The organism is Streptomyces sp. NPDC093544, from assembly GCF_040683495.1.
Classification (GTDB): Bacteria; Actinomycetota; Actinomycetes; order Streptomycetales; family Streptomycetaceae; genus Streptomyces.
Genome location: NZ_JBFBEA010000006.1, coordinates 191887 through 216869, shown reverse-complemented (window position 1 = coordinate 216869; position 24983 = coordinate 191887). Strand labels below are relative to the sequence as shown.

General features: G+C 70.1%; 21 protein-coding genes. 13 read left to right on the top strand and 8 right to left on the bottom strand.

Annotated elements, in window-relative coordinates; translation table 11 throughout:
- Window positions 1–142 precede the first annotated feature (142 nt).
- The 3 genes from AB0N66_RS10990 to AB0N66_RS10980 all read left to right on the top strand — a co-directional run bounded on the left by AB0N66_RS10990 (window position 143) and on the right by AB0N66_RS10980 (window position 5138).
- Entirely contained in the window at window positions 143–2104 is a 1962-nt protein-coding gene (locus tag AB0N66_RS10990) for a Xaa-Pro dipeptidyl-peptidase (RefSeq protein WP_365431344.1), read from the top strand.
- 11 nt (window positions 2105–2115) lie between these two features.
- Entirely contained in the window at window positions 2116–3384 is a 1269-nt protein-coding gene (locus AB0N66_RS10985; protein ID WP_365431745.1) for a M14 family metallocarboxypeptidase, read from the top strand.
- Between the two features lie 80 nt (window positions 3385–3464).
- A complete protein-coding gene (locus AB0N66_RS10980; RefSeq protein WP_365431341.1) occupies window positions 3465–5138 on the top strand; it encodes a BCCT family transporter in 1674 nt (557 codons plus the stop codon).
- Window positions 5139–5359: 221 nt separating this feature from the next.
- Here AB0N66_RS10980 and AB0N66_RS10975 read toward each other — a convergent pair whose 3' ends face one another.
- Entirely contained in the window at window positions 5360–6313 is a 954-nt protein-coding gene (locus AB0N66_RS10975; protein ID WP_365431338.1) for an FAD-dependent oxidoreductase, read from the bottom strand.
- 66 nt (window positions 6314–6379) lie between these two features.
- Here AB0N66_RS10975 and AB0N66_RS10970 point away from each other — a divergent pair, with 66 nt between their 5' ends.
- Both AB0N66_RS10970 and AB0N66_RS10965 read left to right on the top strand, forming a co-directional pair.
- The gene (locus tag AB0N66_RS10970; protein WP_365431335.1) at window positions 6380–7399 is read left to right on the top strand and encodes an oxidoreductase; all 1020 of its coding nucleotides are present in this window, start codon (window positions 6380–6382) and stop codon (window positions 7397–7399) included.
- A 129-nt stretch (window positions 7400–7528) separates the two neighbouring features.
- Window positions 7529–9169, top strand: a complete 1641-nt coding sequence (locus tag AB0N66_RS10965) for an ABC-F family ATP-binding cassette domain-containing protein (protein ID WP_365431332.1) — start codon at window positions 7529–7531, stop codon at window positions 9167–9169.
- Between the two features lie 254 nt (window positions 9170–9423).
- Here AB0N66_RS10965 and AB0N66_RS10960 read toward each other — a convergent pair whose 3' ends face one another.
- The 3 genes from AB0N66_RS10960 to AB0N66_RS10950 all read right to left on the bottom strand — a co-directional run bounded on the left by AB0N66_RS10960 (window position 9424) and on the right by AB0N66_RS10950 (window position 12995).
- Complete coding sequence (locus AB0N66_RS10960) at window positions 9424–11814, bottom strand: Tex family protein (RefSeq protein WP_365431329.1); 2391 nt, start codon at window positions 11812–11814, stop codon at window positions 9424–9426.
- 124 nt (window positions 11815–11938) lie between these two features.
- Window positions 11939–12070 (bottom strand): LPFR motif small protein, encoded by a 132-nt coding sequence (locus AB0N66_RS10955; protein ID WP_365431326.1) that lies wholly within the window; start codon window positions 12068–12070, stop codon window positions 11939–11941.
- A gap of 52 nt (window positions 12071–12122) precedes the next feature.
- Window positions 12123–12995: a hypothetical protein gene (locus AB0N66_RS10950; protein WP_365431323.1), complete on the bottom strand. Its 873-nt coding sequence runs from the start codon at window positions 12993–12995 to the stop codon at window positions 12123–12125.
- Between the two features lie 124 nt (window positions 12996–13119).
- Here AB0N66_RS10950 and AB0N66_RS10945 point away from each other — a divergent pair, with 124 nt between their 5' ends.
- Together AB0N66_RS10945 and AB0N66_RS10940 are read left to right on the top strand one after the other, a co-directional pair.
- On the top strand, window positions 13120–14073 hold the full coding sequence (locus tag AB0N66_RS10945) for a GlxA family transcriptional regulator (RefSeq protein ID WP_365431320.1): 954 nt from the start codon (window positions 13120–13122) through the stop codon (window positions 14071–14073).
- Between the two features lie 28 nt (window positions 14074–14101).
- Window positions 14102–14731 carry a DJ-1/PfpI family protein gene (locus tag AB0N66_RS10940; RefSeq protein ID WP_365431317.1) on the top strand — a complete coding sequence of 210 codons (630 nt, stop codon included), beginning with the start codon at window positions 14102–14104 and terminating at the stop codon, window positions 14729–14731.
- Here the strand turns inward: AB0N66_RS10940 and AB0N66_RS10935 are convergent.
- A complete protein-coding gene (locus tag AB0N66_RS10935; RefSeq protein ID WP_365431314.1) occupies window positions 14723–15472 on the bottom strand; it encodes an enoyl-CoA hydratase/isomerase family protein in 750 nt (249 codons plus the stop codon). The genes AB0N66_RS10940 and AB0N66_RS10935 overlap by 9 nt on opposite strands.
- 259 nt (window positions 15473–15731) lie before the next feature.
- Between AB0N66_RS10935 and AB0N66_RS10930 the strand changes: the two genes are divergently transcribed.
- Window positions 15732–16238: an ATP-binding protein gene (locus AB0N66_RS10930; protein WP_365431742.1), complete on the top strand. Its 507-nt coding sequence runs from the start codon at window positions 15732–15734 to the stop codon at window positions 16236–16238.
- A gap of 13 nt (window positions 16239–16251) precedes the next feature.
- Here the strand turns inward: AB0N66_RS10930 and idi are convergent, their stop codons facing one another.
- The 3 genes from idi to galE all read right to left on the bottom strand — a co-directional run bounded on the left by idi (window position 16252) and on the right by galE (window position 19316).
- A complete protein-coding gene (gene idi, locus AB0N66_RS10925) occupies window positions 16252–16845 on the bottom strand; it encodes an isopentenyl-diphosphate Delta-isomerase (RefSeq protein ID WP_365431311.1) in 594 nt (197 codons plus the stop codon).
- A 416-nt stretch (window positions 16846–17261) separates the two neighbouring features.
- On the bottom strand, window positions 17262–18200 hold the full coding sequence (locus tag AB0N66_RS10920; protein ID WP_365431308.1) for a cation diffusion facilitator family transporter: 939 nt from the start codon (window positions 18198–18200) through the stop codon (window positions 17262–17264).
- Between the two features lie 135 nt (window positions 18201–18335).
- Window positions 18336–19316, bottom strand: a complete 981-nt coding sequence (gene galE, locus AB0N66_RS10915; RefSeq protein ID WP_365431305.1) for a UDP-glucose 4-epimerase GalE — start codon at window positions 19314–19316, stop codon at window positions 18336–18338.
- Between the two features lie 325 nt (window positions 19317–19641).
- On the opposite strand from galE, the gene AB0N66_RS10910 reads away from it, so the two are divergent.
- Genes AB0N66_RS10910 through AB0N66_RS10890 form a run of 5 tightly spaced genes read left to right on the top strand, consistent with a single transcriptional unit; the run spans window position 19642 to window position 24895 of the window.
- The gene (locus AB0N66_RS10910) at window positions 19642–21438 is read left to right on the top strand and encodes a DUF5941 domain-containing protein (protein ID WP_365431739.1); all 1797 of its coding nucleotides are present in this window, start codon (window positions 19642–19644) and stop codon (window positions 21436–21438) included.
- Entirely contained in the window at window positions 21435–22187 is a 753-nt protein-coding gene (locus AB0N66_RS10905; protein WP_365431302.1) for a phosphocholine cytidylyltransferase family protein, read from the top strand. The genes AB0N66_RS10910 and AB0N66_RS10905 overlap by 4 nt, the downstream gene beginning before the upstream one ends.
- Window positions 22175–23236, top strand: coding sequence for an iron-containing alcohol dehydrogenase family protein (locus tag AB0N66_RS10900; protein ID WP_365431299.1), 1062 nt, complete (start codon window positions 22175–22177; stop codon window positions 23234–23236). Before AB0N66_RS10905 ends, AB0N66_RS10900 begins: the two co-directional genes overlap by 13 nt.
- Complete coding sequence (locus AB0N66_RS10895) at window positions 23214–23996, top strand: CDP-alcohol phosphatidyltransferase family protein (RefSeq protein ID WP_365431296.1); 783 nt, start codon at window positions 23214–23216, stop codon at window positions 23994–23996. The genes AB0N66_RS10900 and AB0N66_RS10895 overlap by 23 nt, the downstream gene beginning before the upstream one ends.
- 26 nt (window positions 23997–24022) lie before the next feature.
- Window positions 24023–24895 (top strand): glycosyltransferase, encoded by an 873-nt coding sequence (locus AB0N66_RS10890; RefSeq protein ID WP_365431737.1) that lies wholly within the window; start codon window positions 24023–24025, stop codon window positions 24893–24895.
- Window positions 24896–24983: the final 88 nt, after the last annotated feature.

Below are 24983 nucleotides of genomic sequence, written 5' to 3'. Positions count from 1 at the left end.
CCTATTCAGTCCCTGTGGCCCCGGTCATGTCCACGGCCACCCCTGTCACACGATCGCCATTCGGCCGTCATGAGCAATCCCGCCCCAGGGACCTTTCACAGTCCCTCTTTTGCGCGGGAGTCGACCGGGGTACCTTCCGCGCATGCCGATACGTGCGCGCCGTATGCGCTTCACGACCTGGAGATCGCTCGCGACGGCGGCCACGGCCGCCCTGATGGCAACCCTGCTCACCCCGGTCGCAGCACACAGCGCCCCTCGGGAGAGCACCCCGATCTACTCGTACGACAACGCGATCCGCGAGTCCGTGTGGGTGGACACCGGTCTGGACGGCGACAGTGACGGGAAGACCGACCGCGTCGCCGTCGACATCGTCCGGCCCCGCGAACTCGCCGCGTCGGGCCGCAAGATACCCGTGATCATGGACGCCAGCCCGTACTACTCCTGCTGCGGACGCGGCAACGAGAGCCAGAAGAAGACGTACGACGCGAGCGGCAACGTCGTCCAGATGCCGCTGTTCTACGACAACTACTTCGTGCCCCGCGGCTACGCCTTCGTCGGCGTCGACCTGGCCGGAACCAACCGCTCCGACGGCTGTGTGGACGTAGGAGGCCGCTCCGACATCCAGTCCGCGAAGGCGGTCGTCGACTGGCTCAACGGCCGGGCCAAGGCGTACACCACGCGCACCGGCACCGCCGCCGCCAAGGCCACCTGGACCAACGGCAAGACCGGCATGATCGGCAAGAGCTGGGACGGCACCATCGCCAACGGCGTCGCCGCCACCGGCGTCAAGGGTCTCGAAACCATCGTGCCGATCAGCGCTATCTCCTCCTGGTACGACTACTACTTCAGCGAGGGCGCCCCGCTCTACGACTCGGGCCCGGACTGGCTGTCCGACTACGTCGACAGCCCCGATGCCCGCGCCAAGTGCGCCGCGGTCCAGCAGAAGATCGTCGACGGGGCACCGCGCACCGGTGACTGGACCTCGTTCTGGACCGAGCGCGACTACGTGAAGGACGCGAGCAAGGTCAGGGCGAGCGTCTTCCTGGTCCACGGCGCTCAGGACCTCAACGTCCGTACCCAGCACGTCGGCCCGTGGTGGGACGCGCTCGCCGAGAACGGCGTCGACCGCAAGATCTGGATCTCGCAGACCGGCCACGTCGACCCCTTCGACTTCCGCCGAGCCGAGTGGGTCGACACCCTGCACCGCTGGTTCGACCACGAACTCCTCGGCTACGACAACGGCATCGACGACGAGCCGATGGCCGACATCGAGCGCCACCCCGACCAGTGGGTGACCTCCAGCGTCTGGCCGCCCCGCGGCACCGACACGACAACCCTCCGCCCGGCCACCGGCTCCGCGGCGGGCGTCGGCACCCTCGGACTGACCAAGGGCTTCGGAACCGAGTCCTTCACCGACAACCCGCAGCTGAGCGAGACCGACTGGGCCGCGTACATCGACCAGCCGACCCCTGACAAGGCCGGCTTCGTCACCCAGCCGCTGACCCGGGATCTGCGCCTGTCCGGCTCGTCGAAAGTGACGGTCACCGCCACTCCGACCACCTCAACGGCCCATCTCACCGCGGTACTTGTCGACCTCGGACCGGACACCATCCGCGACTACGCCGCCTCCGGCGAGGGCATCAGCACGCTCACCGACCGCACCTGCTGGGGTCCGAGCACGACCGGCGACAGTTCATGCTTCAAGGAGACCCGGTCGAAGAACGCGGACGTCGACTACACGGTCTTCAGCCGCGGCTGGGCCGACCTCGGCAACTACGCCTCGGCGACGAAGGGTGTCCCGCTCACCCCCGGCAAGGCGTACACGATCACCCTCGACCTCGCCGCCACCGACCACGTCGTCCCCAAGGGCCACCGGCTCGCACTCATCGTCGCGGGCACCGACAAGGACCTCATCGACCCGCCGTCCACCACCCCGACCCTGAAGCTCGACCTGGCCCGTACCTCGGCCAAGGTCCCGCTGGTCGGCGGCGCCAAGGCCTTCAGCAAGGCCACGACGGGGTCCGCAGCGACTCCGAGCCCCTCCGTCCTCGACGGCGTACGCGACCCGCGCGCCGCCCTCCGAGTCCCGGGAGAGAGCAGTTGACCGGCTTACACATCCGCGCCCTGGCCGTGGCGGTCACCGCCACGGCCCTGGCCGCGCCCCTGCTGACCGCACCCGCGTACGCGGCGGACAAGCCGCCGCGCACCGGCTTCGAGCAGACCGACGGGGCCCGCTGGACCAGCCAGCCCGAGGAACAGGACTTCCTGACAGCCCTCGACAAGGCGAGCGACCGTGTCTCCGTGTCCGGGATCGGCACGACCAAGCAGGGCCGCCCGCTCCAGCTCGTCCGAGTCGGCGCACCCCGTGCCGCCACCACCGTGCTCCTCGTGTGCAGCCAGCACGGCGACGAGCCGTCCGGACGCGAGGCCTGCCTCACCACGATCCGCGACCTGGCGTACGCGAAGGACCAGCGCACCCGGAGCTTCCTGAAGACAACCACCCTGCTCGTCGTGCCCACCGCCAACCCGGACGGCCGCGCCGCAGACACCCGCGGCAACAGCGACGGCGTCGACATCAACCGCGACCACCTCGCCCTCCAGACCGCCGAGGCCCGCGCGACGGCCGCGGTCCTCCGCGACCGCAAGCCCGACATCGTCTACGACCTGCACGAGTACGGCGCCACGCCCCCGTACTACGACAAGGACCTCTTCGACCTGTGGCCGCGCAACCTCAACACGGACACGGCCGTGCACGACGAGGCGCAGACCCTGTCACTCGACTACGTACGGCCCGCCGCCCAGGACGAGGGGTACTCGACGGGCACGTACGGCATCTGGACCGACCCCGTGACCGGCGATCCGATCCAGCAGGTGGCGGGGGACGGACAGGAACGAATCCTGCGGAACATGTCGGGCGTCAAACACTCCGCGGGACTCCTCATAGAGAGCCGGGTCGACCCCCTCACGGAGGCCGAACAGGCGGACCCGGCGCTGAACCACCGCCGCCGCGTCGACTCCCAACTGGCCGCGCTGGGAGGCCTGTTCACCTTCACCGCTGAACGTCGCGAGCAGGTCGAGAGGGCCACCTCGGCAGCCCGGCTCGCGGGTTACCTGGACACCGGCCCGGTCTACCTCGGCGGCGCCGACAACGACCCGGCCGAACCGGCCGAGGTGATCCAGGACCCGCCCTGCGGTTACCGGCTCACGGCGGACCAGTACACGGACCTGCGCGACGAGCTGAGCCTGCACGGTGTCCGCGTACAACGCGAGGGCGACGGCGTACTCGTACCGCTGCGCCAGTCCCTGCGCGCTCTCGTCCCGCTGCTCCTCGACGAGCGCGCGCCGTACCACCTCACTGCCGGGGAGCCCGACACCGACTGCTGAGACGCTGAGCGCGGCCGCACCTGTGATAGGGCGTATGGGGGCAGTAACTCCCATACGCCCTATTGTGAAAGGTGCAGCCCATGACGGGGCAAAATGAAGAGACGGCTCACGGCGGGCGGACGGATCGCGTGGTGTTCGGCGTCACCGCCGTGCTCACCGTCGCGTTCGTGATCTGGGGCTCGGTCGCGACCGACTCGCTGGAGAGCGCCTCCACCACGATGCTCAACGGGTTGATCCACAACGGCGGTTGGGCCTTCATGCTGGCCGCCTCCTGCTTCGTGGTCTTCGCGCTCTGGCTCGCGATCAGCCGCTACGGGAAGATCCACCTCGGCGACGAGGGCGAGGAGCCCGAGTTCCGCACCGTGTCATGGGTCGCGATGATGTTCAGCGCCGGCATGGGAATCGGCCTGATGTTCTACGGCGTGAGCGAGCCGCTGGCGCACTACACGACACCCCCGCCGGGCACCACGCCCGCCGACTCCGGCGAACGCATGGAGACGGCGATGGCCACCACCCTCTTCCACTGGACGCTGCACCCCTGGGCGATCTACGCGGTGGTCGGCCTCGGCATCGCCTACAGCACCTTCCGCAAGCGCCGGCGCCAGACGATCAGCGCGGTCTTCACACCACTCATCGGCGAGCGGCACGCCAACGGCGCCTGGGGCCGGGTGATCGACATCCTCGCGATCGTCGCCACCGTCTTCGGCTCCGCGGCCTCACTGGGCCTGGGCGCGCTCCAGATCGGCTCCGGGTTCAAGGAGCTGGACTGGATGGACAAGGTGAGCAACGGCCTGCTCGTCACGATCATCGCCGTGCTGACGGTGGCGTTCGTGGCCTCGGCCGTCTCAGGCGTGGAGAAGGGCATCCAGTGGCTGTCCAACATCAACATGGTCCTTGCGCTAATCCTCGCCGTCTTCGTGTTCATCGCGGGACCGACCATCATCGTCCTCGACCTGCTGCCCACCTCGATCTTCGCCTACCTCGGTGACCTGCCCCAGCTCGCCGGCCGCACCGAGGCCAGCGGCGGCGAGGGCGTCGCGGCCTGGCTGGGCAGCTGGACCGTCTTCTACTGGGCGTGGTGGATCTCCTGGACGCCGTTCGTCGGCATGTTCATCGCCCGCATCAGCCGCGGCCGCACCATCCGGCAGTTCGTCGGCGGCGTGATCCTCGTCCCCAGCAGTGTCAGCCTGGTCTGGTTCGCGATCTTCGGCGGTACGTCGATGAAGCTGAAGGAGACCGGGCACCTCGGTGGCGAGTCGACACCGGAGGGCCAACTCTTCGGTGTGTTGGCCGAGTTTCCCATCGCCACCGCCACCAGCCTGCTCGTGATGATCCTGGTCGGCATCTTCTTCGTCTCGGGAGCGGACGCGGCGTCCATCGTGATGGGCGCGCTCTCCCAGAGGGGCGCGCTCGAACCCGGCCGGTTCGTGGTGGTGTTCTGGGGTGTCCTGACCGGGGCGGTCGCCGCCATCATGCTGCTCGCCGGCAGCGAGGGCGACGCACTCACCGGCCTGCAGAACCTCACGATCCTCGCTGCCGCACCCTTCGTCATCGTGATGATCGGCATGTGCGTCGCGCTCCTGCGTGACCTGCGCAAGGACCCGCTCATCGTGCGAGGGGAGATGGCCTCCGAAGCCGTCGAACTCGCCGTGATCGAGGGACACAAGCAGTACGACGGCGACTTCGAGATCACCATCGGTCCGGGGCCGGGCACGGACACGGAGGGGGACCCGCTCGGGCACGACCACGGGTGACCGTCGGTGGGCCGGGGATTTGGTCCGGCCCGACCGCGGATGGCTGTCCGTGGGTCGGGCATTGATCCGGCCCGACTACGGGTGACTGTGCGTGGGTTGGGGACTTCGTCCGGCGCCCGACCGCGGATGGCTGTCCGTGGACAAGGGACTTGGTCCGGCCCGACCGCGGATGCTTGTCCGTGGGCCGGGGATTCGAACCGGCCCGCGACCGCGGATGACCGTCAGCGGGAGGCGAGCCCCGCCGCCTCCCGAGCACACCCCCACGCCACCGTGACGCCCGCGCCGCCGTGACCGTAGTTGTGCACCAACACCCGTCCGTCCGGGAGCGGTTCACGCTCCAGACGGACCGTGCCGCGCACCGGCCGCAGACCCACCCGGTGGCCGAGCACGCGCGCCCCGGCGATCTCGGGGCGCAGTGCCGCACACCGCTCGACGATCTCGGCGGCCGCGGCCGGGTCGGGCGTCAGCGACCAGTCGTCCTCGTCGGTCGTGCCGCCCAGGACCAGCCGGTCCGGCTGCGGGAAGAGGTACGTGGTCGTCCCGGCGGCCGCGTCGGTCGACACCAGCCAGGTGGTGACGCCGGGGTTCTCCACGATCACGAGCTGCCCACGCACGGGCCGTACGGCCGGATCCGGTACGAGGTCGCGGGCGCCGAGCCCCGTGCAGTTGACGACGACCGGTGCCGCCGCCTCCGTGAGGTCAGTCAGCGGGCGGACCTCGAACGCCCCTCCGGCCCGCAGGAACCGCTCGCGCAGCCACCGCAGATGCACCGGCATGTCCAGCAGCGGCAGCCGGGCCCACAGGCCGGTCCCCGCGTACTCCGCAGGCGTCGAGGCCCGCAGCCCCGGCACCCGGGCGGCCACCCACGGACCCTGTTCGTCCAGCCGCGACTCACCCAGTACGCCCTCGACCATGCGTACGCCCGTCTCCTCGGGCCGCGCCGCCAACTCCTCGTACACGGAGAGTGATTGGAGGGCCCAGTCGCGGGCCAGTGTCTCCGGCTCGATGCGGTACGGCCACCACAGCGCGCCCGCAACCGCCGAGGTGGTCCGCTCGGCGGGCTCCCGCGCCCACACCCGTACGCGCCTGCCGCTCTCGGCCAGAACAACGGCCGTCGTCAGCCCGATGACGCCGCTGCCGACCACGATCACATCGTCGCCTCGCTCGGTCTTCACGCCGGGACGGTAGCGGAATATGTCATGCCGTGCTCAGATCACTCCCACTCTGGGGATACTCACAGCATGTCTGCCGAGTACGCGACCTTTGGCCTGGCACCGGCGATGCGTGCCGGTGGAGTCCTCGCCAACGGTGACTACCAAGTGCACCGGGATTTCGTCGACTTCATCGTCGACGGCCGCCCGCTGCTTTTCCAGCTCTCCGACCTCGACGCCGTCTCCCCGCTCGCCTCCGACGTACCGCCCGCGATCTTCACCGCCCAGGTGCGCAGCCTTCTCCTTGAGGCCGACGCTCCGCTCGACGGTGGCCGGTACGTCATCTACGGCTGCCCCGAGTGCGAGGGCCTCGATTGCGGCGCCGTCACCGCCGTCATCGAGAAGGCCGGCGACGACTATGTGTGGCGCGACTTCGCCTGGCAGACCGACGAGCGGCCCGATCTGGAGCTCAACGGCTACCACGGGATAGGACCGTTCCGCTTCCACGGCGCCGAGTACCGAAGCGCCCTGAACTCCCTGCTGAACGGCGACTCCGGACCCCGCCGCCGGGTCCTCCTCATCGGCGCCCGGGTCGCCGTCCTCGCCAAGCTCGCCGCCGCCCTGCGCACCATCGGCATCGGCGCCGACATCACACGGGACGCCACGGACGTCCCGGCCGACGAACTCCGCAACTATGGCGCGGTGGCCTTCGGCCGCGCCGTGGGCGAGGAGGAACGTGCCGCCGTACGACAGTCCTTCGACCGCGCGAGCGTCGAGGTGACGTACGTCGAGGGCCTCGCCCCGATCATTCCGCTCCTCGTCGCCCAGATAGAACACGCTCTGGACCGCAGCCCGCGCGAACTGCGCCGACTCACGCGGCTGGTCGCGGCCGACGGCGAGGCGGGCATCGAGGTCACCTCGACCTGCCGCGTCCAGCTGACGGCGTACCGTCTCGACCGCCTGTACCGCACCCACGCGCAGGAGGTCTTCGACGGGGTCCTGGAGGCGGGCCGGCACCGGCTCGCGCTGGACGCCAAGGCCGTGCGGGGGGAGTCCTTCATCGTCGCGCGTACCTCGGGGAGTGTGCTGGTGGAGGCGATGGTCCACTGACAGCGGTTCACTGAGAACCGGGGAGACGGCCCACGGAAACCGGAGCGATGGACCACGGAAACCGTGGCGATGGCCAACGGAAAACCGGGGCGATGGGACGGCGGCGGGGCCGTTAAGATCGGCCATCTGATGACTGCCACCCTCGTCGCCAAGAATCTCGCCGCCGGACACGGCGACCGCTCCCTCTTCGCCGGACTCGACCTCGTCGTCGCGCCCGGCGACGTGATCGGGCTGGTCGGTGCCAACGGCGCGGGCAAGTCCACGCTGCTCCGACTGCTCGCCGGTCTCCTCGCGCCGGAACAGGGCGAGCTGCGGCTCTCCCCGCCGTCGGCGACCGTCGGGCATCTGCCGCAGGAACCGGAACGCCGGGAGGGCGAGTCCGTACGGGACTTCCTCGCGCGCCGCACGGGCGTGGCCGAGGCCCAGCGCGTGATGGACGAGGCCACCCAGGCGCTCGTCGATGGCGCGCCCGGTGCGGACGACGCGTACTCCACCAGCCTGGAGCGCTGGCTCGACCTCGGCGGCGCCGACCTCGACGAGCGTGCCGAGGAGGTCGCCGACTCCCTCGGACTCGGCGTCGGCCTCGACCAGCTGATGACCTCACTGTCCGGCGGCCAGGCGGCCCGCGCCGGACTCGCGTCCCTCCTGCTGTCCCGCTACGACGTGTTCCTCCTCGACGAGCCGACGAACGACCTGGATCTGGACGGCCTGGAGAGGCTCGAGCGATTCGTGAGCGGCCTGCGCGCGGGCACGGTCGTCGTCAGCCACGACCGGGAGTTCCTGACCCGCACGGTCACCAAGGTGCTCGAACTCGACCTGGTGCAACAGCAGATCACGCTGTACGGCGGCGGTTACGAGGCATACCTGGAGGAGCGCGACACCGCACGCCGGCATGCCCGTGAGGACTTCGACGAGTACGCCGACAAACGGTCGGCGCTGGAGGGGCGCGCCCAGATGCAGCGCGGCTGGATGGACAAGGGCGTGAAGAACGCCCGGCGCAAGGCGAGCAACGACAACGACAAGATCGGCCGCAAGTTCCGCAGCGAGGCCAGCGAGAAGCAGGCCTCGAAGGCCCGGCAGACCCAGCGCATGATCGAACGCCTCGACGTCGTCGACGAGCCGCGCAAGGAATGGGAACTGCGGATGGAAATCGCGTCGGCCCCGCGGTCCGGCGCGGTCGTCGCCACGCTGCGTGACGCTCAGGTGCGGCGCGGTGACTTCAGCTTCGGCCCGGTGACGCTGCAGATCGACTGGGCGGACCGCGTCGCGGTCACCGGCGCGAACGGCGCGGGCAAGTCGACGCTCCTGGGCGCCCTGCTCGGCCGCGTCCCGCTGGACGCCGGGCATGCCGCCCTCGGCCCCGGCGTCGTCGTCGGCGAGGTCGACCAGGCCCGCAAGCTCTTCCTCGGCACCGAACCGCTGCTCGACGCGTTCGGCGCGGCCGTCCCCGACACCGAGCCCGCCGAAGTCCGCACCCTCCTCGCCAAGTTCGGCCTCAAGTCCCACCACGTGCTGCGCCCCGCGGCCACCCTCTCCCCGGGCGAGCGCACCCGCTCTGCCCTGGCCCTCCTCCAGGGCAGAGGCGTCAACCTCCTCGTCCTCGACGAACCGACCAACCACCTCGACCTCGCCGCGATCGAGCAACTGGAGTCGGCCCTCGACGCCTACGAAGGCACGCTGCTCCTGGTCACGCACGACCGTCGGATGCTGGACGCGGTCCACACGACCCGCCGCCTGGAGGTGGCGGGGGGCAAGGTGACGGAGCGGTAGCGGGGGAGGGCTTCATTCGCCCCCTCCGCCCCTTCCCGTCCCTTGTTCCTGGGGCTCCGCCCCAGACCCCGCTCCTCAAACGCCGGAGGGGCTGAAAATCTCACCCGCGCCGGAGATCTTTCAGCCCGTCCGGCGTTTGAGGACGAGGCCGTTCAGGCCGACAGCGGGGGTCTGGGGGCGGAGCCCCCAGGTACGGGACGGGTAGGGGCGGAGGGGGCGAAAAACCCTCCCCCACCCCCGGCGCCACCGAAACCTCAGCCCCGCCCCCGCTTGGGATCCGTCAACCCCGCCCGCCGCAACGCATCCGCCATCGCACTGTTGGCAGGCGGCGGTGCCGCCTGCCGGGACCCCCCACCGGAGCGCCCCTGCCCCTGCCCTTGGCGTGGCTGCTGCCGCTGCTGAGGCGGCCGCCCTCCACGCTGGGCCCGCCCCCCACCCTGCTGCTCCCCTTGAGGCACCGCCTCATCGTCCAACCGCAGCGTCAACGAAACCCGCTTCCGCGGAATGTCGATCTCAAGCACCTTCACCTTGACGATGTCCCCGGGCTTCACCACATCCCGAGGGTCCTTGACGAAGGTCTTGGACATCGCGGACACGTGCACAAGACCGTCCTGGTGGACACCCACATCCACGAACGCCCCGAAGGCGGCGACATTCGTGACGACCCCTTCGAGCACCATCCCGGACACGAGGTCGGAGAGCTTCTCGACACCGTCCTTGAAGGTCGCCGTCTTGAACGCGGGCCGGGGGTCACGCCCCGGCTTCTCCAGCTCCTTCAGGATGTCCGTCACGGTCGGCAGACCGAACGTCTCGTCCACGAAGTCGACCGGCTTGAGCGAGCGCAGCACCCCGGAGTTGCCGATCAGCGAAGCGACTTCGTTCCCCGCCGTCTTCACCATGCGCCGCACCACGGGGTATGCCTCGGGGTGCACGCTGGACGCGTCCAGCGGATCGTCCCCGCCCCGGATCCGCAGGAAACCCGCGCACTGCTCGTACGCCTTCGGTCCGAGCCGGGCCACGTTCTTGAGGGCGGTACGGGACCGGAAAGGCCCGTTCGCGTCGCGGTGGGACACGATGTTCTCGGCGAGCCCGGAGGTGATTCCGGAGACGCGGGTGAGCAGCGGCGCCGACGCGGTGTTCACGTCCACACCCACGCCGTTCACACAGTCCTCGACCACCGCGTCCAGCGACCGGGACAGCTTCACCTCGGACAGGTCGTGCTGGTACTGCCCGACCCCGATGGACTTCGGGTCGATCTTCACCAGCTCGGCGAGCGGGTCCTGGAGCCGGCGCGCGATGGACACGGCACCGCGAATCGACACGTCCATGTCGGGCAGCTCCTGCGAGGCGAACGCGGACGCCGAGTACACCGACGCCCCGGCCTCGGAGACCATCACCTTGGTGACGTTCAACTCGGGGTGTTTGGTGATGAGTTCACCGGCGAGCTTGTCCGTCTCGCGGGACGCCGTGCCGTTGCCGATCGCGATCAGCTCGACCGCGTGCTCCTTGGCGAGCCGTGCGAGCTTGGCGATGGCCTCGTCCCACTTGTTGGCCGGGACGTGCGGGTAGATGACGTCAGTCGCGACGACCTTGCCGGTCGCGTCGACCACAGCCACCTTCACGCCGGTACGGAACCCGGGGTCGAGACCCAGCGTCGCGCGCGTGCCCGCCGGGGCGGCGAGCAGCAGGTCCCGCAGGTTCGACGCGAACACGTTGACCGCCTCGTCCTCGGCGCCCGTCCGCAGCCGAAGCCGCAGGTCGATGCCGAGGTGCACGAGAAGGCGGGTCCGCCAGGCCCAGCGGACCGTGTCCGTGAGCCATTTGTCGCCGGGGCGGCCGCGGTCGGCGATCTGGAAACGGTGGGCGACGATCCCCTCGTACGAGGAAGGACCGGGCTGCTCGGAAGGCTCCTCGGGCTCCAGGACGAGGTCGAGGACGTCCTCCTTCTCGCCGCGCAGCATGGCGAGGACGCGGTGTGAGGGCAGCGCCTTGAAGGGCTCGGCGAAGTCGAAGTAGTCGGCGAACTTCGCGCCGGCCTCCTCCTTGCCCTCCCGCACCTTGGCGACGAGCCGCCCGCGCACCCACATGCGCTCGCGCAGCTCGCCGACCAGGTCGGCGTCCTCGGAGAACCGCTCGGTGAGGATCGACCGGGCGCCGTCAAGGGCGGCCTGCGGATCGGCGACGCCCTTGTCGGCGTCGACGAAGGCGGCCGCTGCGGCGAGCGGGTCGACCGACGCGTCCCGGAGCAGCCCCTCGGCCAGCGGCTCCAGACCCGCCTCGCGCGCGATCTGCGCCTTCGTCCGCCGCTTCGGCTTGAACGGCAGGTAGATGTCCTCAAGACGCGCCTTCGTCTCGGCGCCCCGGATCTGCGCCTCGATCTCCGGGGTGAGCTTGTCCTGCTCGCGCACCGATTCAAGAATCGCGGTGCGCCGCTCCTCCAGCTCCCGCAGATAGCGCAGCCGCTCCTCGAGGGTGCGCAGCTGCGCATCGTCGAGCATCTCGGTCGCTTCCTTGCGGTAGCGGGCGATGAAGGGCACCGTCGAACCGCCGTCGAGCAAGTCGACGGCGGCCTTGACCTGCCTCTCCCGTACGCCGAGCTCCTCGGCGATCCTGCCTTCGATGGACCCTACGAGGGGTGTCGTCACGATCCCGTACCGCCTTCTCCACTGGGGTTGCGCGGCAATTGTGGCAGGTGACACCGACAACGGTGGATCAGGGCGGCAACGGAACCCGGACCGGGCCCGAAACCGGACCCCGGGCCGGGGTTCCTCAGGTCCTGCGGGACCGCCCGGAGTGCGAGGCGCCCCCGAACAGCCGTGCCAGTGCCCGGAACGGCAGCGTGACGACCGTGGCTATCGCCGAGCCGATCTGCCGCAGGACGTCTGCGATCGCGCGGAACATAAGTTTCCCCTTTCGTCTCCCGAGCCGTGGTGCCGGGAGATGTACGGGTACCTCATCCTTTGCCGATCATGCCTTCCGGATACGCACCGGCGGCGAAAGCCGTCAGCAGCGGCTTCTTCGCGAGCTCCGTGAGCCGTTCCACGCCCGCGGCGCCAAGATGCTCGTACGGCGCACGGTCCAGCCGGTCCGTCCGCGCCTCGATCTCCTTGCGGAGGGCCACTCCCGCCTCGGTCAACTCCAACTCGCCCTCGGGGTCGAGCAGTCCGCGCTCCCGTAGCCGTACGACTGCCGCCTCCCAGTCCGTACGTGGCCAGCCGCGCGTGCCCAGCGCCCACTTCGGGGTCATGCCCCTGCCGGTCGCGGTGTGGCTCACCAGGGCCTCGACCGGGTCGAGTTCCGCGTCGAGCAGCGCCGCGAGGTGACCGTCGCCGCGGTGCTCACGCAGCAGTGTGGCCGCGTGGTAGAGGGCGAGGTGCGGTGCGTCGGGGACGGGCAGGTCCGCGTGGGCGGCGTACAGCGGGCGCGCGCTCCTGGTACAGGCCTCGGCCGCCCGCAGTCCGAGCTCCGCCGCCTCGGCCACCTCCTCGGAGGCGATGACCTCCTCGCCGAGCAGCCGCCGCAGCGTCGCGTCGATGGCGCTCTCGCGTGCCGCGAGCACGGTCTCCGGGGAGGCTGTGAGCCACACCGCGGGCACGTGCTCCGCCACCAGCTCGTGGCTGAAGTTGTAGAACGTCGCCGTCACGGTGCCCGGGCCCACCGCGCCCATGGCCGCCGCCCGGGTCGCGAAGTACGCGCCGTTGCTGTCCTTGATCCCGATCGCGGCCAGTTCCCGGCCAAGGTCGGGAGAGAAGTACAGCGTCGCGGCGATCGAGTTGAGGACGTTGTGGCAGCGCCGCCCGGCACGCTCCGGCAGAGATGTGGTCATGCCCCGCACGTTACCGACTGGTTGGTACGCAGGGAATCCCGGGAGGCACAAGTGGGTGGGCGTGGCAGAAAAAGTGGGGTGCTCGTCATTGCGGACATCGCCGCGCCCGCCAACAATCGAGGACATGCGAACCGTCCTGGTCGTCCTCTTCGACGATGTGCAGAGCCTCGACGTCACGGGCCCCGTGGAGGTCTTCGCGGGCGCCGAGAAGCGCCACGCCGGCTCGTACCGAATCCGCACCGCCTCCCTGGACGGCGCCCCGGTGCGCACGTCCAGCGGACTCACCCTGGTCCCGGACCACACACTCGCCGACGCGCCCACCCCGCACACCCTGCTCGTCCCCGGCGGCGCGGGCACCCGGAACCCGGACCCCCGTCTGACCGACTGGCTGCGTGAGCACGGCCCGCGCGCCGAGCGGCTGGTCTCGGTCTGTACCGGCGCCGTGCTGCTCGCGAGGGCGGGCCTCCTGGACGGCCGCCGCGCGACGACCCACTGGGCGTACTGCGAGCAGCTCGCCCGCGACCACCCGGCGGTCGAGGTCGACCCGGACCCCATCTACGTACGCGACGGGCATGTCTCCACCTCGGCGGGCGTCACCTCCGGTATCGACCTGGCCCTCGCGCTCGTCGAGGAGGACCTCGGGCGCGAGGCCGCGCTCACCATCGCGCGCCACCTGGTCGTCTTCCTCCGGCGCCCGGGCAACCAGGCCCAGTTCAGCGTCCAGCTGGCCGCCCAGACCGCCCAGCGCGAACCCCTGCGCGAGGTCCAGCAGTGGATCACCGAACACCCGGGCGCGGACCTGAGCGTCGAATGCCTCGCCGCCCGCGCCCGGCTCTCGCCCCGCCACTTCGCCCGCGCCTTCCAGACCGAGACCGGCACGACACCCGGCCGCTACGTCGAACAGGTCCGCCTCGAACACGCCCGGCGCCTCCTGGAGGACACCACCGACGGCATCGAGGAGATCTCCCGCATCTGCGGCTACGGCACCCCGGAGGCGATGCGCCGCGCCTTCGTCAGAACCCTCGGCTCGGCCCCGGCCGAGTACCGCCGCCGCTTTCGCCCCGCACCCGCCCGCTGACCGGCGGCCGCTCCCCGAAGGGAACTCCATGCAGGTCGCGATCGTCCTCTACGAGCGCTTCACCGTCCTCGACGCCATCGGTCCTTACCAGATGCTCGGCGGCATCCCGGACGCCGAAGTCGTCCTCGTCGCCGAGCGCAGGGGTCCCGTACGGGACGACCGGGACAGCCTCTCCCTGGTCGCCGACCGCTCCTTCGCCGAGGTCCCGAGCCTCGACATGCTCGTCGTCCCCGGTGGCCCCGACCCGAGCGCCGAGATGGGCAACGCCGTCATGCTCGACTGGCTGCGCGCCGCCGATGTCACCACCACGTGGACGACATCCGTGTGCACGGGTTCGTTGATCCTTGCCGCCGCGGGCCTGCTCAAGGGCCGCCGGGCCACCTCGCACTGGCTCGCGCTGGAGGAACTGGAGCAGTTCGGAGCCGAGCCGACCGGCGAGCGCGTGGTGACCGACGGCAAGTACGTCACCGCGGCCGGGGTGTCGGCGGGCATCGACATGGGGCTCACCCTGGTGGGCAGGATCGCCGGTGAACGGGCCGCCCAGTCCGTCCAGCTGCTCACCGAGTACGACCCGCGGCCGCCCTACGACGCGGGGTCCCCGGAGAAGGCCCCGGCCGATCTGGTCGCGCAGTGGCGCGGCACCGATGCCTCAGCCTGACGCCGGCCAGGTGAAGCGCGGCTCGCGGCGCTCAAGGAACGCGGCGACCCCCTCCGCGGTGTCGCCGCTGCCCCGCGCCCGCTCGGTCCAGTACGCGTCCCGGTCCATGTGTCCGTTCGCGAACTCCTTGGCCGCCGCCTGGGTCAGCAGTGACCGCGTGGCCAGCAGACGCGTGAACTCACCGACACGCTTGTCGAGTTCACCCTCGGGCAGCACCTCGTCCACGAACCCCGTGCGCAGGGCCCGCTCCGCGTCGATCAACTCTCCCGAGAACAGCAGGTACTTGGCGGTGGGCGGGCCCACCAGAGACACCAACCGCCGGGTGGAGGACGACGGATAGACGATCCCGAGCTTCGCCGGAGTCACCCCGAACCGCGCCCCTTCCTCCGCGAACCGCAGATCGCAGGCCGCCGCGAGCTGGGACCCGCCGCCCACGCAGTAACCGCGGATCGCCGCGAGCGTCGGCTTCGGGAACGCCGCGAGCGCTTCCTCGGCGAGCACGGCCAGGCCCTGTGCCTCGTCCGGCGAACTCCGCAGCGTCGAGATGTCGGCTCCGGCACAGAAAGTGTCACCCTCACCGGTGAGCACCAGCGCGTGGACATCGGCGTCACCGGTCAACTCGTCGAGCAAGGACGGCAGCGCCCGCCACATGCCGGCCGTCATGGCATTGCGCTTGGCCGGATGGTCGATGACGACGGTGGCGACCCCGTCGGTGACGCTGTGCTGCAACTGAGGCTCCATGAGCCGGATGTTATCCACACCGCGTCACCGCACCGTGCGGAACCAATCGGACGAGCCCGGCGTCAAACCCGTACAACCCGAACAGATCTCGAAGTTGGCACAACGGGGACAGGAACAGTCCCACAACTGACCGTGTCATACGCCGACGATCAGAAGCTGTCGATAGTCGCTGACTTCTGTTCAGTTATCCGGTACGGACCTGCCCACTATCAACACTCATTGCGTGGTGACAATCGAGCGCAAGGGCGGCGACCGGACGATGGACGACCTCGGGCGGGGGTCCGACCCGAGTTCCGGAGGCGGCGGGGAGATGCCTCCCGACGGGAGACCTCCGGGCCCGCTTCCGTACGAGGGAGTGTGGCGGTTCACCGCCCCGGCTGTCGATGCCTCGGTTCCGCAGGCGCGGCATGCCGTGCGGGACCTGCTGGTCCGCCAAGGGGTGCCCGTCTCGGACGAACTCGTCCAGGGGCTCCTGCTGATCGTTTCCGAACTGGTCACCAACGCGGTCCGGCACGCGGCGCTCCTCTCGCCGGTGCTGGCCGTGGAGGTCGCCGTCGGCGCCGAGTGGGTGCGGGTCTCCGTGGAGGACAACCACCCCTACCGCCCGACCGCCCTGGAGGCCGACCACGGGCAGACCGGTGGCCGGGGCCTGCTGCTCGTGAGGGAGGTCACCAGGGAATCGGGCGGGGTGTGCGACGTCGAGCACACGTCGAGCGGCGGCAAGGTGATCTGGGCCGCCCTGCCGCTCACTCCGAGCGTGGTCTGACGAAGCGCTCCGTTCACCAGTCGGCGGACGGGCCCGTCAGTTCCCTGACCGCCGGACGCGCCGCGTCCAGGACCGTCATGAACCACGAGGAGAAGGTCTCCTTGGCGTGGCGCTCCGCCAGCTCGGCGGCGCTCACGAATGCCGTCGCCTCGACCTCTGCCGGGTCGGGGCGCAGCGGCGACTGCACCATCCCGACGAAGAGGTGGTTGTACTCCTGCTCCACCAGGCCCGAGTCCGGGTCCGGGTGGTTGTAACGGACCGTGCCGGCCTCGGCGAGCAGTGACGGGGAGACGCCCAGCTCCTCGTACGTCCGCCGGGCCGCCGCCGCGAAGGGTGCCTCGCCGGGGTAGGGGTGGCCGCAGCAGGTGTTGGACCAGACACCGGGGGAGTGGTACTTGCCGAGGGCGCGCTGCTGGAGCAGCATCCGCCCGCGCTCGTCGAAGAGGAACACCGAGAACGCCCGGTGCAGCTGCCCCGGCGCCTGGTGGGCGGCGAGCTTCTCCGCCGTACCGATCGTGTTGCCGTCCTCGTCGACCAGTTCCAGCAAGATCGCTTCAACGGTGCCGTTCGACGAACTGTGCGTCGCGGTGGCAGGTGTGATCGGCATACCCATCCTTCGCATCGGTCTTCAAGCCTCAAGTCTGCCGTACGAAACCGGCACTCCTGGCACTTCGCGGCTCCCCGCATGTCCCGCTCCGGGAGCCCGGAACGGGGCGCGCGGGCCGAGGTACGTCACGCACCGAAACCGCCGGACACCTGATCGTGCCCGGTGTCACGGACCAGGAACCGTGCGGGACAGGGGCCGTCAGGTGTTCGGGCGGCGCGTCGAATCCGGGCCGGATGCGTTACGCCGAAGCGGGCGGACGGCGTACCGCGTGTACCACCCGTACGGCTGCCGGTACGTCTCGCCGGGGTCGTACGGCGAGGGGTCACTGACGGCGTAAGGCGAGGGAGCAGGGCGTCGTAAGGCGACGGGTGAGCGACGTCTTAAGGCGACGGTGAGCGACGTCGTGTGGCGACGGGTCAGTGACACAGCTTCGCCTCGTGCTCCGCGTGGCCGCTCGGCTCCAGCTGGAACGTGCAGTGTTCGACGTCGAAGTGGTCGCCGAGGCAGACCTGGAGTTCGTGGAGCATCTTCTCGTGGCCGATGGCGTTCAGGACGTCGGAGCTGACGACCACGTGCACGGAGAGCACCGGCATGCCGGACGTGATGGTCCAGGCGTGCAGGTCGTGAATGCCCTCCACCCCGGGCAGCGCCAGGATGTGCGCGCGGACCTCCGCCATGTCGACGTCCTTGGGCGCCGCCTCCAGGAGCACGTTGAGCGTCTCCTGGAGCAGCTTCCAGGTGCGCGGGACGATCATGAGGCTGATGGCGATGGAGGCGATCGGGTCGGCGGCCTGCCAGCCCGAGGTCATGATGACCACGGCGGAGATCAGCACCGCCACCGAACCCAGCGCGTCCGCCGCCACTTCCAGGAACGCGCCGCGCACGTTCAGGCTGTCCTTCTGTCCGCGCATCAGCAGCGTGAGCGAGATCATGTTCGCGACCAGACCGATCAGACCGAACACGATGGTCAGACCGCCCGAGGTGTCGGCGGGCGTCATGAAGCGCTGGATCGCCTCGTACAGGACGTAGCCGCCGACGCCGAGCAGCAGCAGGCAGTTCGCGAGGGCGGCGAGGATCTCGGCCCGCGCGTACCCGAAGGTGCGGTTCCCGGTGGGCGGGAGGTTGGCGAAGTGGATGGCGAGCAGGGCCATGCCGAGGCCCAGTGCGTCCGTCGCCATGTGGGCCGAGTCCGCGATGAGCGCGAGTGAATCGGCGAGAAGACCGCCCACGATCTCGACCACCATGACGGTGAGCGTGATCGACAGCGCGATGCGCAGCCTCCCCTGGTACGCCGCAGCCGCCGTACCCGTGCTGGGAGCGCCGTGCGCGTGCCCGTGATCGTGCCCAGCCCCCATGGAAGCCGCCTCCCTTTTGTCTGCCCTGAATCACAGTGAACTACGGGCACGGGGTATCGGGCAACGCGGCACTGAACACCGTTGTCATATGCTCTGACCTGCGGAAACGATGCGCAGGTCAGAGCGTCGACAAGATCACTGAGCCGGTGTCCGGGAATGCTGCGACTGCCAGCCCTGCCAAGCCGACTCCACCATCTCGCGTACCCCGCGTCGCGCGCTCCAGCCCAGCTCCCGCGCGGCCCGCTCGGCCGAGGCGACCGCCCGCGGCGCGTCACCGGGGCGGCGCGGCTCGACGACCGCGGGTGTGGTGTCGCCGCTCGCTTCCGCGATGAGCGTGATCAGTTCGCGCACCGAAACACCTTCCCCGCGGCCGATGTTGACCGTCAGGTCGCCCGTCGATCCCTCGGTGAGCCGCCGGGCCGCCGTCAGATGGGCCTCGGCGAGATCGGCGACATGGATGTAGTCGCGTACGCAGGTGCCGTCCGGGGTCGGATAGTCGTCGCCGAAGATCCGTGGGGCCTCGCCGCGGGTGAGGCGGTCGAAGACCATCGGGATGACGTTGAAGACGCCGGTGTCGGCCAGCTCGGGTGTGGCCGCGCCCGCCACGTTGAAGTAGCGCAGGCAAACGGTCGCGATGCCGTGCGCCCGGCCCGCCGCCCGGACCAGCCACTCCCCGGCCAGCTTCGTCTCGCCGTACGGGCTCATCGGGGCGCAGGGCGTGTCCTCCGTGATGAGATCCACATCCGGGTTGCCGTAGACGGCCGCCGAGGAAGAGAAGAGGAAGCGCTTGACGCCCGCCTCGGCGACCGCCTCCAGGAGCGTCGCGAGAGCGCCCACGTTCTCCTGGTAGTAGTACGCCGGCCGCTCCACGGACTCGCCGACCTGCTTGCGTGCGGCGAGATGCACCACACCCGTCACCGTGTGTTCAGCCAGGACCTTCTTCAACAGGTCCCCATCCAGCGTCGAGCCCTGAACGAGCGGGACGGTTTCCGGGAGCCGGCCCGGAACGCCGGCCGAGAGGTCGTCGAGCACGACGACGCGTTCTCCGGCCTCGGCCATCGCCCGCGCCACGTGAGCGCCGATGTATCCGGCTCCGCCTGTGATCAGCCATGTCATGGGCGCCAACCCTATGCCGGTCCTCCGGTCCGGCAGCCGTGTGCCGGTGCCGGCCTGTGCGGATGGGTGCGCAAAGGTCCGTATCAGATGCCTTGAATAGGACGATATGGCGGCACGGTTTGTGGCGCGGGCCCCGGATCCCTGATGATGATCGCGGCGGAGGTAGCTACGCAGATCTGGTTGATCGGGCCATGAACGGTCAGTGAACAGCCGCTTCCATTCATCCGATAGCCTCTGCCGACACGCCGCCCGGTCCAGCCCCTGGGCGCCCCATCACGTACACGCCCGGCGCCAGGCCGCGCCGGCCACCCAGGGAGTGAGTTCGCTGTCGACCGCCATCCTCACCGGTCAGCCGGTCCCCGGATCGTCGCTCGAAGGCGATCTGCGGTCGCTCGGGTTCGACGTGCGGCTCGCCCACGACGCCGGTGACGCCGGGACACTCCTGGCCGCCGTGCCGGCCGATCAGCGGGTCGCCGTCGTCGACGCCCGCTTCGTGGGGCACGTGCACGCGCTGCGCCTCGGCCTCACGGACCCCCGCTTCCCCGTCGCCGCACTGCCCGGCGCCGTCGCCGTGCAGCCCGCCGCGCGCCGGGCGCTGACCGGGGCGGTCGCCCGCGAGAGCTCCACAGCGGGCGGCATAGCCATCGCCACGGAGAACCTCGCCGACCGCATCACCACGGCCCTCGACGCCGACGGCGTGGACGTCCACCGCCCCGAACTCGGCACGCTCGTCGCCGCCGTCCCGGCCGACCCGCAGGAACGCAACGAGGCCCGCCAGGCCGTCTCGGCCGTGGACGACGAGGCCGTACGACTGCGCAGTGCCGTGAAGGCCCGCGACGGCTTCTTCACGACGTACTGCATCAGCCCGTACTCGCGGTACATAGCGCGCTGGTGCGCACGCCGCGGCCTCACCCCCAACCAGGTGACCACCGCCTCACTTCTCACCGCCCTGATAGCCGCTGGCTGCGCCGCCACCGGCACCCGCGCCGGCTTCGTCGCGGCCGGCCTGCTGCTCCTCTTCTCCTTCGTCCTGGACTGCACGGACGGACAGCTCGCCCGCTACTCCCTTCAGTACTCCACCCTCGGCGCCTGGCTCGACGCGACCTTCGACCGCGCCAAGGAGTACGCCTACTACGCGGGCCTCGCCCTCGGAGCGGCCCGCGGCGGCGACGACGTGTGGGCGCTCGCCCTCGGCGCGATGGTCCTGCAGACCTGCCGCCACGTCGTCGACTTCTCCTTCAACGAGGCGAACCACGACGCCACCGCCAACACCAGCCCCACCGCGGCCCTCTCGGACAAGCTCGACAGCGTCGGCTGGACGGTCTGGCTGCGCCGCATGATCGTCCTGCCCATCGGCGAACGCTGGGCAATGATCGCCGTCCTCACCGCGCTGACCACACCTCGCATCACCTTCTACGCGCTGCTCATCGGCTGCGCCTTCGCGGCGACGTACACCACGGCGGGCCGCGTGCTGCGCTCGCTCACCCGTAAGGCCCAACGCACCGACCGCGCGGCCAAGGCCCTCGCCGACCTCACCGACTCGGGGCCGCTCGCGGAGCTGTTCACCCGCTTCATCCGCGGGGCCTTCAGCCGTGGTCCGGCGTACATCGCGTTCGTCGCCGGAGCCCTCGTCGTGCTCGGCGCCGCGCTTGCCCCGTACGGCAGCTGGTGGCCCGTCCTGGGTGCCGCGCTCTACGTGCTGCTGTCGCCTGTGGCCCTCGCCCGCCCCCTCAAGGGCGCCCTCGACTGGCTGGTCCCGCCGATCTACCGCGCGGCTGAATACGGCACCGTTCTGGTGCTGGCAGCCAAAGCGGAGGTGAACGGAGCACTTCCCGCAGCTTTCGGCCTGGTGGCCGCTGTCGCCTACCATCACTACGACACGGTGTACCGCATTCGCGGCAACGCCGGCGCGCCGCCGCACTGGCTGGTGCGGGCGATCGGCGGGCACGAAGGCAGGACGCTGCTGGTCGTCGTTCTGGCCGCGCTGCTCACCGCCGAGCAGTTCACGGTCGCGCTCACGGCGCTCGCCGTGGCCGTGGCCCTGCTGGTGCTCGCCGAGAGCATCCGCTTCTGGGTGTCCTCAGGGGCGCCCGCCGTACACGATGAAGGAGAACCCGCATGATCGGCCTCGTGCTGGCGGCCGGCGCAGGCCGACGTCTGCGCCCCTACACCGACAGCCTGCCCAAGGCTCTCGTGCCGGTGGGCCCCGCGGGTGCAGAGGACAGCATCACGGTTTTGGACCTGACCCTCGGCAACTTCGCGGAGATCGGTCTGACCGAGGTCGGCATCATCGTCGGCTACCGCAAGGAAGCCGTGTACGAGCGTCAGGCGGCCCTTGAGGAGAAGTACGGCCTCAAGCTCACCCTCATCGACAACGACAAGGCCGAGGAGTGGAACAACGCCTACTCCTTGTGGTGCGGTCGTGACGCCCTCAAGGGCGGCGTGATCCTCGCCAACGGCGACACCGTGCACCCGGTCTCCGTCGAGAAGACGCTGCTCGCCGCCCGCGGCGACGGCAAGAAGATCATCCTCGCCGTCGACACGGTGAAGAAGCTCGCCGACGAGGAGATGAAGGTCGTCGTGGACGCCGTCCAGGGCGTCCGGAAGATCACCAAGCTGATGGAGCCCAGCGAGGCCACCGGCGAGTACATCGGCGTCACCCTGATCGAGGGCGCGGCAGCCGACGAGCTGGCCGACGCCCTGAAGACGGTGTGGGAGACCGACCCGCAGCAGTTCTACGAGCACGGCTACCAGGAGCTCGTCAACCGCGGCTTCCAGATAGACGTGGCGCCGATCGGCGACATCCCCTGGGTCGAGATCGACAACCACGACGACCTCGCCAAGGGACGTGAGATCGCGTGCCAGTACTGACGAGGCTGATCCCCTCGCCAGTCGTCGTCGACATCCGTCCGGGTGCCCTGGACGACCTGGCGGGAGTGCTCTCCGACGAGCGGATCTCGCACTCGGGGAAGCTGGCCGTCGCGGTGAGCGGCGGCTCCGGAGCCAGGCTGCGCGAACGGATCGCCCCGGATCTGCCCGGCGCCACCTGGTACGAGGTCGGCGGCGGCACCCTCGACGACGCGATCGAGCTGGCCGGCGCCATGAAGGCCGGGCACTACGACGCGGTCGTGGGCCTGGGCGGTGGCAAGATCATCGACTGTGCGAAGTTCGCCGCGGCACGCATCGGCCTTCCGCTGGTCGCGGTGCCCACGAACCTCGCGCACGACGGCCTGTGCTCGCCGGTCGCGACACTCGACAACGACGCGGGGCGCGGCTCGTACGGCGTGCCGAACCCCATCGCGGTCGTCATCGACCTCGATGTGATCCGTGAGGCCCCCGCGCGTTTCGTGCGCGCAGGCATCGGCGACGCCGTTTCCAACATCTCCGCGATCGCGGACTGGGAACTGGCGAACCGTGTCAACGGCGAGCGGATCGACGGCCTCGCCGCCGCGATGGCGCGCCAGGCCGGTGAGGCCGTGCTGCGGCACCCCGGCGGCATCGGCGACAACGGCTTCCTCCAGGTGCTCGCCGAGGCCCTCGTCCTCAGCGGTGTCGCCATGTCGGTGTCGGGCGACTCACGCCCCTCCTCCGGCGCCTGTCACGAGATCAACCACGCCTTCGACCTCCTCTTCCCCAAACGTGCGGCGAGCCACGGCGAGCAGTGCGGCCTGGGCGCGGCCTTCGCGATGTATCTGCGCGGGGCGCACGAGGAGTCGGCGTACATGGCCGAGGTGCTCCACCGGCACGGGCTGCCGGTGACACCGGAGGAGATCGGCTTCACCGTCGACGAGTTCTGCCAGGTCGTGGAGTTCGCCCCGCAGACCAGGCCCGGCCGCTACACGATCCTCGAACACCTAGACCTGAAAACCCACCAGATCAAGGACATCTACGCCGACTATGCCAAGGCCATCAGTAGCTGAACTCCGCCCCGTCGTTCACCCCCAAGGGGTGAAGGACCGGCGCAGCGGCGAGCACTGGGCGGGACGCCTGTACATGCGAGAGATCTCGCTGCGGGTGGACCCGTACCTGGTCAACTCCAGGATCACGCCCAACCAGCTCACCTATCTGATGGTCGTCGCGGGCGTCCTGGCCGGTGCGGCGCTGCTCGTGCCGGGCCTGACCGGGGCGCTGCTCGGCGCGATCCTGATCCAGCTGTACCTGCTGCTCGACTGCGTCGACGGCGAGATAGCCCGCTGGCGCAGGCAGACCTCGATCACGGGCGTCTACCTGGACCGCATCGGCCATTACCTGTCCGAAGCGGCTCTCCTCGTGGGCTTCGGCCTGCGCGGCGCGGACCTGTGGGACGGCTCCGAGAGCCCCGAGTGGCTGTGGGCCTTCGTGGGCACCCTGGCCGCGCTCGGCGCGATCCTGATCAAGGCCGAGACCGACCTGGTCGACGTGGCGCGGGCCCGCAGCGGCCTGCCGGCGGTCAAGGACGAGGCGTCCGCGCCGCGCTCCTCGGGGCTCGCCCTGGCCCGCCGGGCCGCCGCGGCCCTGAAGTTCCACCGGCTGGTGGGCGGCGTCGAAGCCAGCCTCTTCATCCTCTTCGTCGCGGTCCTCGACCTGATCGGCGGCGACCTCTTCTGGACCCGCCTCGGCATCGCGGTCCTGGCCGGCATCGCGATCCTGCAGACCCTGCTGCACCTCGTGTCCATCCTCGCCTCCAGCAGGCTGAAGTGAGTGCGGCGATGGAGGCGGGTGCGGCAGTGAAGGTCGGCGCGGTCATCCTCACCATGGGCAACCGCCCCGAGGAGCTACGGGCCCTCCTCGACTCGGTCGCCAAGCAGGACGGCGACGCGGTCCAGGTGGTCGTGGTCGGCAACGGCTCGCCCCTGCCCGTCGTCCCTGAAGGCATACGCACCGTCGAGCTGCCCGAGAATCTCGGCATACCCGGCGGCCGGAACGTAGGCATAGAGGCGTTCGGCCCCGGCGGCAGCGAGGTCGACGTCCTCCTCTTTCTGGACGACGACGGCCTCCTCGCCCGCCACGACACCGCCGAAATGTGCCGTCAGGCCTTCACGGCCGACCCGCGGCTCGGCATCATAAGTTTCCGCATCGCCGACCCGGAGACGGGCGAGACCCAGCGCCGCCACGTCCCGCGGCTGCGGGCCTCCGACCCGATGCGCAACTCCCGGGTCACCACCTTCCTCGGCGGCGCCAACGCCGTCCGTACGAAGGTCTTCTCCGAAGTCGGCGAACTCCCGGACGAGTTCTTCTACGCACACGAGGAGACCGACCTGGCATGGCGGGCTCTCGACGCGGGCTGGATGATCGACTACCGGTCCGACATGGTGCTGAACCACCCCACGACGGAGCCCTCGCGGCACGCGGTCTACCACCGCATGGTGGCCCGCAACCGCGTCTGGCTCGCGCGCCGCAACCTCCCCGCCCCCCTCGTCCCGGTCTACCTGGGCGTGTGGATGCTCCTGACCCTGGCCCGCCGTCCCTCGGGTCCCGCCCTGCGGGCCTGGTTCGGCGGATTCCGGGAAGGCTGGACAAGTCCGTGCGGCCCCAGGCGTCCCATGAAGTGGCGTACGGTGTGGCGGCTGACCCGACTGGGCCGACCTCCTGTCATCTGACAAGCTCATTTCTGAGACCATTCGTGGCCGTACCCAGGTCCCTGGCTCATGCCTACGCCCGACCAGGCTGTGCGCATCTTGAAGACGA